This window comes from Pseudomonas sp. SIMBA_068, assembly GCF_046534705.1.
GTDB classification, from domain to species: Bacteria; Pseudomonadota; Gammaproteobacteria; order Pseudomonadales; family Pseudomonadaceae; genus Aquipseudomonas; species Aquipseudomonas putida.
This window is the reverse complement of record NZ_JAWRYI010000001.1, coordinates 352,330-364,991: the sequence shown is the minus strand read 5'-3', so window position 1 is coordinate 364,991 and position 12,662 is coordinate 352,330. Positions and strand designations below refer to the sequence as shown.

Genomic DNA, 12,662 nt, shown 5'->3' with positions numbered 1-12,662 from the left:
AGGTGATGAGTGGATTGACAGTGACCTCATGCAGGTTTACGTTAACGTAAAGGTGATGAACAACATCCACTCGAGGCGCCACGCCGACCCCTGTGGGAGCGGGGTGGATCCCCAAGCTGCGATGTAACCCAATTTCAAGAACAAGAAGGTGCCCCAGCATGCATTACCCCTCCCTGAACTTCGCCCTGGGCGAAACCATCGACATGCTCCGCGACCAGGTGCGCACCTTCGTTGCCGCCGAACTGGCCCCGCGGGCCGCGCAGATCGACCACGACAACCTGTTCCCCGCCGACATGTGGCGCAAGTTCGGCGACATGGGCCTGCTGGGCATCACGGTATCGGAAGAGTATGGCGGCGCCGGCCTTGGCTACCTGGCCCACGTGGTGTCGATGGAAGAAATCAGCCGCGCCTCGGCCTCGGTGGCACTGTCCTACGGCGCCCATTCCAACCTGTGCGTCAACCAGATCAACCGCAACGGCACCCATGAACAGAAGCTCAAGTACCTGCCCAAGCTGATCAGCGGCGAGCACATCGGTGCGCTGGCCATGAGCGAGCCCAACGCCGGCTCCGACGTGGTATCGATGAAACTGCGCGCCGAAAAGCGCGGCGATTACTACGTGCTCAACGGCAGCAAGACCTGGATCACCAACGGCCCCGACGCCAACACCTACGTGATCTACGCCAAGACCGACCTGGACAAGGGCGCGCACGGCATTACCGCGTTCATCGTCGAGCGTGACTGGAAAGGTTTCAGCCGCAGCAACAAGTTCGACAAGCTGGGCATGCGCGGGTCCAACACCTGCGAGCTGTTCTTCGATGACGTGGAAGTGCCGGCAGAAAACATACTCGGCCAGCTCAACGGCGGCGTACGCGTGCTGATGAGCGGCCTGGATTACGAGCGTGTGGTGTTGTCCGGTGGCCCAACCGGCATCATGCAAAGCTGCATGGACCTGGTGGTGCCCTACATTCACGACCGCAAGCAGTTCGGCCAAAGCATCGGCGAGTTCCAGCTGATCCAGGGCAAGATTGCCGACATGTACACCCAACTGAACGCCAGCCGCGCCTACCTGTACGCCGTGGCCCAGGCCTGCGACCGTGGCGAGACCACCCGCAAGGACGCTGCCGGGGTAATCCTCTACACCGCCGAACGCGCCACGCAAATGGCCCTGGAGGCGATCCAGATTCTCGGTGGCAACGGCTACATCAACGAATTCCCGGCGGGCCGCCTACTGCGCGATGCCAAGCTGTACGAAATCGGTGCCGGCACCAGCGAAATCCGCCGGATGCTGATTGGCCGCGAACTGTTCAACGAAACCCGCTGAACATAAAGGACGGGCGCACATGGCTACCTTGCACACCCAGATCAACCCGCGTTCGGCGGAGTTCGCCGGCAACAGCGCGGCCATGCTCGAACAGGTTCAGGCCCTGCGCGGCCTGCTCGCCCAGGTGGCACAGGGCGGCGGGCCCAAAGCCCAGGAACGGCACACGTCGCGTGGCAAGCTGCTGCCGCGCGAACGCATCGACCGCCTGCTGGACCCGGGCTCGCCATTCCTCGAAATCGGCCAGCTGGCTGCGCATGAGGTATACGGCGAAGACGTGCCCGCCGCTGGCGTGATCGCCGGCATCGGCCGCGTCGAAGGCGTGGAATGCATGATCGTGGCCAACGACGCCACGGTCAAAGGCGGTTCGTACTACCCGCTGACGGTGAAGAAGCACCTGCGTGCGCAAACCATCGCCCAGCAGAACCGCCTGCCGTGCATCTACCTGGTGGATTCGGGCGGCGCCAACCTACCGCGCCAGGACGAAGTGTTCCCCGACCGCGAGCATTTCGGGCGGATCTTCTTCAACCAGGCCAACATGAGCGCCCAGGGCATCCCCCAGATCGCCGTGGTGATGGGCTCGTGCACAGCTGGCGGCGCCTACGTACCGGCCATGGCCGACGAAGCGATCATGGTGCGCCAGCAGGCGACCATCTTCCTCGCCGGGCCGCCGCTGGTAAAGGCCGCTACAGGTGAAGTGGTGAGCGCCGAAGACCTGGGTGGCGCCGATGTGCATTGCCGCACCAGCGGCGTGGCCGACCACTACGCGGATAACGACGAGCACGCCTTGGCCATCGCCCGGCGCAGCGTGGCCAACCTCAACTGGCACAAGCTGGGCAAGCTGCAGCGCCTGGCCCCGGTGGCGCCGCTGTATGCCGCCGACGAGCTGTATGGCGTGGTGCCAGCCGATGCCAAGCAACCGTTCGACGTGCGTGAAGTGATCGCGCGGCTGGTCGATGGCTCGGTGTTCGATGAGTTCAAAGCCCTGTTCGGCACCACCCTGGTGTGCGGCTTCGCCCACCTGCATGGCTACCCGGTGGCGATCCTGGCCAACAACGGCATCCTGTTCGCCGAAGCCGCGCAAAAAGGCGCGCACTTCATCGAGCTGGCCTGCCAGCGTGGCATCCCGCTGCTGTTCCTGCAAAACATCACCGGCTTCATGGTGGGCAAGAAGTACGAAGAAGGCGGCATCGCCAAGCACGGCGCCAAGCTGGTCACCGCCGTGGCCTGTGCCCAGGTGCCGAAGTTCACGGTGATCATTGGCGGCAGCTTTGGCGCCGGCAACTACGGCATGTGCGGCCGCGCCTACGACCCACGCTTCCTGTGGATGTGGCCCAACGCGCGCATTGGCGTGATGGGTGCCGAACAGGCCGCTGGCGTGCTGGCGCAGGTCAAGCGCGAGCAAAGCGAGCGCAGCGGCCAGCCCTTCAGTGCCGAGGACGAGGCCAGGCTCAAGCAACCGATCCTCGACCAGTACGAGCACCAGGGCCACCCCTACTATTCCAGCGCCCGCCTGTGGGACGACGGTGTCATCGACCCGGCACAAACCCGCGATGTACTTGGCCTGGCGTTGTCTGCCGCGCTGAACGCACCGATCGAACAGAGCCGCTTCGGCATTTTCCGGATGTGACCCATGAGCGATTTCAGCACCCTTGAAGTGATCCGTGACCCACGCGGCTTCGCCACCCTGTGGCTGAGCCGCGAGGACAAGAACAACGCCTTCAACGCACAGATGATCCGCGAGCTGATCGTGGCCATCGACCGCCTGGCCGAAGACGCCGGCCTGCGCTTTGTGCTGCTGCGCGGCCGTGGCCGGCACTTCAGCGCCGGCGCCGACCTGGCCTGGATGCAGCAGTCGGCGCAGCTGGACTTCAACACCAACCTGGATGATGCCCACGAACTGGGCGAGCTGATGTACGCCCTGCACCGCCTCAAGGCGCCTACCCTGGCCGTGGTCCAAGGTGCAGCCTTTGGCGGCGCGCTGGGCCTGATCAGCTGCTGTGACATGGCCATCGGCGCCGAAGACGCCCAGTTGTGCCTGTCGGAAGTCCGCATTGGCTTGGCGCCCGCAGTCATCAGCCCGTTCGTGGTCAAGGCGATTGGTGAACGCGCCGCGCGCCGCTATGCCCTCACTGCCGAGCGTTTCAGCGGCATACGGGCCCGCGAGCTGGGCCTGCTGGCCGAGGTGTACCCGGCCAGTGAGCTGGGCGCCCAGGTCGAAGCGTGGGTGAACAACCTGCTGCAGAACAGCCCACAAGCGTTGCGCGCCACCAAGGACTTGCTGCGCGAAGTGGACGACGGCGAACTCAGCCCGGCCCTGCGCCGCTACTGCGAGAACACCATCGCCCGCATCCGCGTCAGCGCCGAAGGCCAGGAGGGCCTGCGCGCTTTCCTGGAAAAACGCCGCCCCGCCTGGCAAACCGATGACAAGAAGGAACCGCGCCCATGAGCCGCCCCGCTTTGACCACCCTGCTGGTCGCCAACCGTGGCGAAATCGCCTGCCGGATAATGCGCACCGCCAAGGCCATGGGCCTGACCACTGTTGCCGTGCACAGCGCCACCGACCGTGACGCCCGGCACAGCCGCGAAGCGGATATCCGCGTCGACCTGGGCGGCACCAAGGCCGCCGAAAGCTACCTGCTGGTCGACAAGCTGCTGGCCGCTGCCAAGGCCAGCGGTGCCCAGGCGATTCACCCGGGCTATGGTTTTCTGTCGGAGAACGCTGGCTTCGCCCGCGCTATCGAACAGGCCGGGCTGATCTTCCTTGGCCCACCTGCCACCGCCATCGACGCCATGGGCAGCAAGTCGGCGGCCAAGGCGCTGATGGACGCCGCTGGCGTGCCGCTGGTGCCGGGCTATCACGGCGAAGCCCAGGACCTGGACACCTTCCGTGCCGCCGCCGAACGCATCGGCTACCCGGTGCTGCTCAAGGCCAGCGCCGGCGGCGGCGGCAAGGGCATGAAAGTGGTCGAGGAAGAAAGCCAGCTGGCTGACGCCCTGGCCTCGGCCCAGCGTGAGGCGCAGTCGTCGTTCGGCGATGCGCGCATGCTGGTGGAAAAGTATGTGCTCAAGCCGCGTCACGTCGAAATCCAGGTATTTGCCGACCAGCACGGCAACTGCCTGTACCTCAACGAACGCGACTGCTCGATTCAGCGCCGCCACCAGAAAGTGGTCGAAGAAGCCCCTGCCCCCGGCCTGTCGCCCGAACTGCGCCGGGCCATGGGCGAAGCGGCGGTGCGTGCGGCGCAGGCTATCGGCTATGTGGGTGCCGGCACCGTGGAGTTTCTGCTCGATGCCCGTGGCGAGTTCTTCTTCATGGAGATGAACACCCGCCTGCAAGTGGAACATCCGGTCACCGAGGCCATCACCGGCCTGGACCTGGTGGCCTGGCAGATTCGCGTGGCCTGCGGCGAGCAACTACCGCTCACCCAGGAACAGGTGCCGCTAATTGGCCATGCCATCGAAGTGCGGCTGTATGCCGAAGACCCGGCCAACGAGTTCCTGCCCGCGACCGGCACGCTTGCGCTGTACCGTGAGTCGGCGCCAGGCGAAGGCCGGCGGGTGGACAGCGGGGTCAGCGAAGGCGACGTGGTGTCGCCCTTCTACGACCCGATGCTGGGCAAGCTGATTGCCTGGGGTGAAAACCGCGAACAGGCGCGCCTGCGCTTGCTGGCCATGCTCGACGAGTTCGCCATTGGCGGGGTGAAGACCAACATTGCTTTCCTGCGCCGCATTCTCGCCCACCCGGCGTTTGTGGCGGCAGAGCTGGACACCGGCTTCATTCCCCGCCACCAGGATGTGTTGCTGCCGGCGCCCCATGCGCTGCCGGCGGGCTTCTGGGAGGCAGCGGCCGAAGCTTGGCTGCAGGGGCAGCCCGAGCATCAGCGCAATGACGACCGCAGTTCGCCGTGGGGTGCGCACAACGGCCTGCGCTTGGGCCTGCCGGCACGCAGCAGCCTGCATCTGGCAAGCGCCGGGCAGGACCAGGCGGTTGCCTTGGAGCGCAGCGCTGCGTCCACCTGGCAGCTAGCGGGTGAGCAACTGGTGCACGATCAGGCAGGCGTGCGCCGCCAGCATTTGGCAATCCGCCGCGATGGCACCCTGTACCTGCACTGGGATGGCGAGATGCACGCCATTCAGGCCTTCGACCCGATTGCCGAAGCCGAGGCCAGCCATGGTCATCAAGGCGGCCTGGGTGCGCCCATGAACGGTAGCATCGTGCGGGTTCTGGTCGAGCCGGGGCAGGTGGTTGAAGCCGGTACGGCACTGGTGGTGCTGGAGGCGATGAAGATGGAACACAGCATTCGTGCGCCGCATGGAGGGACGGTGAAGGCGTTGTTCTGCCAGGAAGGGGATATGGTCAGCGAAGGGACGGTGCTGGTCGAACTGGCTGAGTGATGTTGAGGCGGTTGGCTAGAGATTTGTAGGGGATTCAAGATCGAGCGCCGCCCGCGCGGCGCATCGCGAGCAAGCTCGCTCCTACATTTGTTTCGGGCCAGTAACGCCTGCGCAAACACGCGCGACCGCCTTGTTTGTTCCACGTGATATTGAGGTGGACGCCAAGGGGCCGCGCGCGCCTGCCTCAGGAATACCTGGCCCGAAACAGATGTAGGAGCGAGCTTGCTCGCGATGCGCCGCGCGGGCGGCGCTCGATCTTGAGGACGACACAACAACCAAGACGTGCCCCTTCAAACAACATCAATGACTCAAACCCATTCAAAAGGCCCCATGCACCCGCACGACCACACCCAGGAACTCGCAGCCCTCTTCGCACAACAGCGCCGGGTAGTTGCCGTTCAGTGCCTTCAAATAACGCTGCCCACCTTCCTCGGCCAGCTCGCGGAAAATCGCCGGCTTGCCCGGCTGACGAGCGATAACCAAGCGCCCGGCCTCAGCCTCCACACCTGGGTCGACCAGCATCCGCATGCCTTGTGGCACACTGCGACCACTGACAGCGCTCATCGCGTCATTTTCAACCGGCAACCAGAACGCCTTGCCTTGGGCCAGGTAGTCCGTCTGCTCGAACACCCCCGGCTCCTCACGCTCTGCAACACCTAGCTCATTCCAGGCAAACACCGGGTAGCGGAAACACACGATGTATTGCATCAGGTCCAGATCGTCATCGGCGTCATCCATCTGATAAACGCCACGCTCCTCGCCAACCTGCCCCTGGATGCGCAGTTGCAGGCTGACGTTGTAGTGAGGCATGCCAATCTCGACGAACGTACGGTTCATCGACTCGATCTTCGGCTGACGCCGCTTGTTCACCCAATGCCCTACGCTGCCTTGAGACACGCCAACGCGCTCGGCAAGCTGCTCTTGAGTGAGCCCAAGCTCCTCCATCCGGTCACGGACGAGGGCAATCCATTTATCCATATTCATCGCTGGCACGATACGGACTGCCTTTAGCCGCTCAATAAACATTCAGTATTATTTATCAAAGGGCGCGAAAATACCCTAGGTATTATTATCGGTCGGACCCCTTCCCCTACTGGCTCTAGCAGGTATCAGGATGAAACCACCGAAAAACGACGAAACAGATCTCGACAGCGAAGCCGCCCGCCGCGCCCTCGACTACTACCTCAACCCCAAGCCGCAGCGCCCGACCCTCGACAACAAGATCTGGGCCCTGCACGAGAGCGTCACCGGCGACCAGGCCCGGGAGCACGCCATCGCCCTGCTGCGCTGCGCCGCCGCTACAGCGCAGGAAACCGCCAGCCACCAGCACGGCAGCCAGCGCGAGCTGACCTACGCGTTGATGCACATGATGGACATGGCCCGCGCCCTGCTGGAGCACAAGCGCGCCGCAGATCCGGATTTCTGAGTAAAAAGGAGGGAGAGAACGTGATGGCCGCGAACGGCAGAGGCCCCGACTGCCGGGACAAGGAAGCGCATCGGTAAAACTTTTTTACCGAATTAGCGAAAATTCATTTGACTGGCAAATGATAACGATTATTATTGCACTCAGCTGATCGCGAGATCTGCTGGATAACCTGGAGCTTAGGTCGCTCTCAGATTATCTCCTCATCAGGCTAATCACGGTTTTTGACCCGGCTTTTTGCCGGGTCTTTTTTTTGCTCTTCAGGCTAATGAAGATCGTGATGGCGCGCATGATAGCAAAGGTGTTTCAGGGCGTGAACGCTCATTACAAAACTTTGCGGAATCAGCACTTGAGAATCAATCTCGTTTCGCCTACGCTGGTCTCGCATCAAGGAAGATGCCCCCACCCCTCCCCTTCAAGCAAGGAGCTGTCCATGACCCGTCTGCTACTGCCGCTTGAACACCCAACGCCTGTTGCCGAAGACGATGCCGACCACGCCCTGCTGCATGCCCTGAAGCGGCTGCCCCGCCGCGTGCAGCAAGTATTCCTGCTCAACCGCCTCGACCAGTTGGATTTCGCCACCATCGCCGCCCGCCTCGACCTGCCCCTGGCGAGCATCGAGCGGAACATGGACCAGGCGCTGCAGGCCGGTCGCTCGCGCCGGGATGTGCTGGCGAGTGTTGCCGGGCAATGGTACGTGCGCTTGCAAAGCCCACAGGTGACGGCTTGCGAACGGATCGACTTTCGTCGCTGGCTGGATGCGGACCAAGCGAACTTGCAGGCGTTTCACGAGACAGAATTGCGCTGGCGCAGCCTGCTGGCACCGGCTATGCAGCTTGGCCATGACGGCTGGTATCGGCAAGGCCGGGCAGCGCTGTCGCTGGGCGGCTGTTCGGTTGCGGTTGGGCTTGGCGTGGCGGCGTTGGTGCTGCTTGGCTTCTGGGCCTGAGCTACGCACTTCAATTGTGAAGCGAAGCCCGTGCAGGCGATGGCCCGCCGCGCGAGCCCGATCACATCTTTGAACCGAATCCGGCTAAATTCTGCCGAGGATTAGGCAAAACTTTGGGAGGCTTACCGATGAGGCTTTCTCATAGATACACTACTTGGCGCGTCACTCAGTATGATTAAACCCTGCACTGCAGGGCTGGTTGCATGTTGGGGTCAAGCCTCTCATTCGAAGTTCTCGAGCATCCAGTCACGCAATCAACAGTAGGCGCTGTCATCTGTCTATTCGTTACCGAACAAAAAATGCGGGCTTTCTGTTTGCTCAAGCTGATTTTCAGCGGGCCTCACCAACAGCCAATGTTGCACCAGAGGATCGATCAGATAGTGCCAAACCAATGCGAGCCTCTAGTGTGCCAACGTCAACGTAATAATTGCATTTTAGCGGTTCACACTTAGGACATTGGCTAAATTACCAATGCGTGCTTTAAGGTTCAACCCACGCACTTCAAAACAGATAACTATTCGACGTGCTCTGCCACCTACGCACGTCCATAAGTGACCTTTTAAGCCCTCTAGGATTTGGACTTCCGGGTGCAGTTTCAAGTGCTGCGACGTGCAAATCGGGTATATCATATTGCACACCAGTCTGCGGCTCTGATAACTATCGCGGATCGTCGGAACCTAGCTTAGAAAGATATCCGGGCGAACCCCCGCCAAAAGCCTTGCCCCCCCGAAGCGAGTGAATTTGAACCAATGACTGATGGGCTCGTTGTGCTAGACCACCTCTATACTTTGGATCGCTCACGCCCGCAGGCGCTCTACCCCGGCTGAGATCGCCTCAGAATGGATATCAAGAGTCGCTAGCGCAGCCATGACGTTCTCATGTATGTGGACTGAGCCGCGATGGCTCACCCACAGCGAGAGCTCCTCCAGAGCTGCTCTGATGGCGACTTGGTTCAGATGCAACAGCTCAAGGGTGTCGGCTGTGGTTGAGGCTTGGTCATCCATGCGCATGCTCCAGATACGAGATTTCTAAGGGCAAATTTAGGGAAGTCCTAGCGTGTAAAGAATATACAGGACATCCGCTAGGGTGAGAATAGCCGTTTCTGCTGGCCTCGGGAGGTCTATTGAGATCGTCGGCGGGTTCAAATCCCTATCCCTAGTTGTGGCAGGATCAGTGATCCAGCTAGCGACCCCTGATCATCCTAGGTAGCGAAGTGGATGTTTCATATTAGTGCTGCATCTCGTAATCATGGGGGGCAGAGCTTCGATGCTTCCAACAAACTCATCTACTTTGCCATTGAGCTTGCGAACCTTTTCTAGGAGCGGTGTAATCGGGACCATAACGATCTACCGCACGCCTCTGTATGCCAATTAAAACCGCTCGACCGGGTCTGTGGTCATGAGCATCTGCTGGAACCGCTCCAAGAATATCGACTCGGCCTGAGTCAACTTCTGCTCGCGGTTCCAGAGCAGGTACACGTTCACATCGATCACCCCGTCCCATGGCGGCAGACGCCAGAGCTCGTTGGCCAGCACATCCGCCGCAACAATGTGCTCCGGCAGGCAGCCGATGCCATAACCAGCCCCCACCAGCCGAAGAATTTCATCCAGGCTCGGAGACGACGCGACAATGCGCCCGGTAAAGCCCTGCTGATCGCGAAACACCGTAAGCGGCGACAGGTTACCGCCCATCTGGTCACTGGTGAAGCTGACAAAGTTCTCGCCTTGAAGGTCCGCGACGGTCAGGTTCTTGCGACCAAAAAAACGATGGCGCTTGCCACAGAAAAACGCGTAGCGCTGTTCTAGCAGCACCCGTTGCTCCAGCCTTGGCTGGGGTGTGCGACACAGGCTCAAACCGAATGATGCGGTCTTCTGCAATAGGCCACTGACCACATCCGAACTGCGCAGCACATCGATTTCCAGTTCCACCTGCGGGTAGTCACTGTGAAACTGCGCCAGGAAGTCGTCGTAGGCACGGGACTGGATGCGGCTGATGCTCAGCAGGCGGATCTTGCCCGTCACTGTCTCGGCCGGGCTGTCCAGCGCAGGCCCCAGGCGCGAGACCGTGCCGTACAGCTCGGCCGCGATCTGCATCACCTCCTCCCCCGCCTGTGACAGGTTGATGCGTGGCCCACGACGTACCACCAAGGCACTGTCCAGTTGCTCCTCCAAACGCCGCAACGCCTGGCTGACGGCCGGCTGGCTCAGGTGCAGGCGTGCCGCAGCCCGGCTGATGCTGCCCTCCTGGCCGATTACCAGAAACGTCCGCAACAGGTTCCAGTCAAGGCGGTCGTTAAGGAAACGCTTGGCTTCCGGGTCTCTTGCCGGGGGCGTCGATGTCGGCGTCATTATTTGTTGGTCTTATACTTGAGTATTTAAATTAGAAGCTTTTCCTAGCATAGGACTTGGCTCAACATCTAGCAACGCACCGCCAGAGTGCCTTTGCCCTGCCCGTGCAGGGCTCTCCTTCTCCTGCCTATAACAATGACGCCCAGGAGCCTCAGATGAAGAGCAATACCCCCACCCCGCGTCGTGCCGCGGCGGCTGCCTTTATTGGCACCACCATCGAATTCTATGATTTCTACATCTACGCCTTCGCCGCAGCCCTGGTGCTCGGGCAGCTGTTCTTCCCCAGCGAAAACCCGATGCTCAGCACCATGGCCGCGTTCGGCAGCTTTGCCGTGGGCTTTATCGCACGGCCGTTCGCCGGCATGGTGTTCGGCCACCTGGGCGATCGCCTGGGGCGCAAGAAAATGCTGCTGGTCACGATTGTACTGATGGGCGTGGCCACCACCTGCATCGGCCTGCTGCCGACCTACGCACAAGCCGGTATCTGGGCCCCCATCGGCCTGATATTCCTGCGCCTGCTACAAGGCATCTCGGTCGGTGGTGAATGGGGCGGCGCGGTGCTGATGGCCAGCGAGCATGCGCCCAAGGGCCGCAAGGTGTTCTTCGCTTCGTTTGCCCAGTGGGGCAGCCCGGCGGGCCTGCTGCTGGCGCTGATCGCCTTCCGCTTCATTACTGCAATGGAGACGGAAGACCTGATGAGCTGGGGCTGGCGTATTCCGTTCCTGATGAGCGGGCTGCTGATGATCGTCGGCTTGCTGATCCGGTTCGGCGTGCCGGAGTCACCAGAATTTGCCGAGGTCAAGGACAGCGACCAGACCAGCGACAACCCAGTGCGCGAAGTGTTGCGCAACCACTGGCGGAACATCGTCTTCGCAGCCCTGGCCGTAACCATCGGCTCCGGCGGGTTCTTCTTCACCAACACCTTCATGATCACCTACGTCACCCAGTATCAGGGCATCGCCAAGACCACCATTCTCGATTGCCTGTTCGTGGTCACCATCCTGCAGTTTCTCTCACAACCCTGTTCGGCCATGCTCGCCGAGCGCCTGGGCGAAGGGCGTTTCCTGACCTGGGTCGCTGCACTGTGCATGGTGGTGCCGTACCCGATGTTCCTGCTGGTACAAACCGGCAATGTGATCTACATGACGGCCGGCATCGCCCTGGCCGTGGTCATGCTGTCGGCACTGTATGCGGTAATTGCCGGCTACATGGCCGAAGCGTTCCCGGCCCGGGTCCGTTACTCGGGCATTTCCATCGCCTACCAGTTGGGCAGCGGCCTGACCGGTGGCCTCACGCCAATGCTGGGCACGTTCGTTGCCGGCCAGTTCGCCGGGCAATGGGTACCGTTGGCGCTGTTCTTCAGCGTGCTGGCCTTGATGTCGCTGGCCGGCGTGCTGGGGCTCTCGCACCTGCGCAACGCCAGCGCCAGGCCGGTCGCCCTCTCCACTTCGCAAGGAATCGCCTGATGAGCAACAAGCCTCACGCCATGTCAGAAACCGAATGGCAAGCACGCTGCGAGCTGGCTGCGCTGTATCGCCTGATCGCCTACTACCGCATGACCGACCTGATCGACACGCACATCACCCTGCGTGTACCCGGGCCTGACCGGCACTTCCTGATCAACCGCTATGGCGTGGCATTCGAGAAGATGCGCGCCAGCGACCTGGTGCTGATCGACCTGGACGGCAACGTGGTCGACAGCCATTTCAACGGCGGCAAGGTCAATGCGGCCGGCTTCGTCATCCACTCGGCGATCCACGAGGCGCGCCCGGACCTGCACTGCATCATCCACACCCACACGGCAGCGGGCATGGCGGTGGCAGCACAACGTGACGGCCTGCTGCCACTGACCCAGCACGCGCTGAAGTTCTACGGCAACCTGGCGTATCACACCTACGAAGGCATCGCGCTGTCACTGGAGGAGCGCGAACGGCTGGTGGCCGACCTTGGCGCGCACAAGGCGATGATCCTGCGCAACCATGGGCTGCTCGCCGCAGGTAGCAACGTGGCGGCAGCGTTCCACGAAATCTATTTCCTGGAGCGCGCTTGCCAGGCTCAAATCCAGGCGATGTCTGCCGGCGTGGCGTTGAACATCCCCAGCGAGGAAGTGTGCCGGCACACCGCCGCACAGTTCGGGCGCGATGGCATCGACGGCATCATCGACATGGCCTGGCAGGCCGCGCTCAGCCTGATCGACGCGCAGCGCAGCGAGTGGTGCAGCTGAC

General features: G+C 61.9%; 11 protein-coding genes. 8 read left to right on the top strand and 3 right to left on the bottom strand.

All coding sequences use genetic code 11. The annotated features are described in order from the left end of the window. Nucleotides 1–158: 158 nt before the first annotated feature. From SB756_RS01605 to SB756_RS01590, 4 genes are read left to right on the top strand one after another with little or no spacing between them, the layout of a single operon-like run. The gene (locus tag SB756_RS01605; RefSeq protein ID WP_341796277.1) at nucleotides 159–1,322 is read left to right on the top strand and encodes an isovaleryl-CoA dehydrogenase; all 1,164 of its coding nucleotides are present in this window, start codon (nucleotides 159–161) and stop codon (nucleotides 1,320–1,322) included. A 19-nt stretch (nucleotides 1,323–1,341) separates the two neighbouring features. Continuing rightward, nucleotides 1,342–2,949, top strand: a complete 1,608-nt coding sequence (locus tag SB756_RS01600; RefSeq protein WP_016498805.1) for a carboxyl transferase domain-containing protein — start codon at nucleotides 1,342–1,344, stop codon at nucleotides 2,947–2,949. Between the two features lie 3 nt (nucleotides 2,950–2,952). Further along, nucleotides 2,953–3,768 (top strand): gamma-carboxygeranoyl-CoA hydratase, encoded by an 816-nt coding sequence (locus tag SB756_RS01595; protein ID WP_341796278.1) that lies wholly within the window; start codon nucleotides 2,953–2,955, stop codon nucleotides 3,766–3,768. Beyond that, a complete protein-coding gene (locus tag SB756_RS01590) occupies nucleotides 3,765–5,717 on the top strand; it encodes an acetyl/propionyl/methylcrotonyl-CoA carboxylase subunit alpha (RefSeq protein WP_341796279.1) in 1,953 nt (650 codons plus the stop codon). The genes SB756_RS01595 and SB756_RS01590 overlap by 4 nt, the downstream gene beginning before the upstream one ends. Nucleotides 5,718–6,035: 318 nt before the next feature. On the opposite strand, the gene SB756_RS01585 is transcribed toward SB756_RS01590, so the two are convergent. Further along, a complete protein-coding gene (locus SB756_RS01585; protein ID WP_341796280.1) occupies nucleotides 6,036–6,743 on the bottom strand; it encodes a LexA family transcriptional regulator in 708 nt (235 codons plus the stop codon). Nucleotides 6,744–6,831: 88 nt separating this feature from the next. Here SB756_RS01585 and SB756_RS01580 point away from each other — a divergent pair, with 88 nt between their 5' ends. Next, nucleotides 6,832–7,143 carry a DUF6124 family protein gene (locus SB756_RS01580; RefSeq protein WP_341796281.1) on the top strand — a complete coding sequence of 104 codons (312 nt, stop codon included), beginning with the start codon at nucleotides 6,832–6,834 and terminating at the stop codon, nucleotides 7,141–7,143. 430 nt (nucleotides 7,144–7,573) lie between these two features. Then, nucleotides 7,574–8,089, top strand: a complete 516-nt coding sequence (locus SB756_RS01575; RefSeq protein WP_341796282.1) for a DUF4880 domain-containing protein — start codon at nucleotides 7,574–7,576, stop codon at nucleotides 8,087–8,089. 797 nt (nucleotides 8,090–8,886) lie between these two features. On the opposite strand, the gene SB756_RS01570 is transcribed toward SB756_RS01575, so the two are convergent. After that, complete coding sequence (locus tag SB756_RS01570) at nucleotides 8,887–9,093, bottom strand: hypothetical protein (protein WP_241799429.1); 207 nt, start codon at nucleotides 9,091–9,093, stop codon at nucleotides 8,887–8,889. Between the two features lie 366 nt (nucleotides 9,094–9,459). Beyond that, nucleotides 9,460–10,437, bottom strand: a complete 978-nt coding sequence (locus SB756_RS01565; protein ID WP_341796283.1) for a LysR family transcriptional regulator — start codon at nucleotides 10,435–10,437, stop codon at nucleotides 9,460–9,462. 155 nt (nucleotides 10,438–10,592) lie between these two features. On the opposite strand from SB756_RS01565, the gene SB756_RS01560 reads away from it, so the two are divergent. Continuing rightward, on the top strand, nucleotides 10,593–11,903 hold the full coding sequence (locus tag SB756_RS01560; RefSeq protein WP_341796284.1) for an MFS transporter: 1,311 nt from the start codon (nucleotides 10,593–10,595) through the stop codon (nucleotides 11,901–11,903). Then, nucleotides 11,903–12,661 (top strand): class II aldolase/adducin family protein, encoded by a 759-nt coding sequence (locus SB756_RS01555; RefSeq protein ID WP_174370010.1) that lies wholly within the window; start codon nucleotides 11,903–11,905, stop codon nucleotides 12,659–12,661. The genes SB756_RS01560 and SB756_RS01555 overlap by 1 nt, the downstream gene beginning before the upstream one ends. The last annotated feature ends 1 nt before the right edge of the window (nucleotide 12,662 follow it).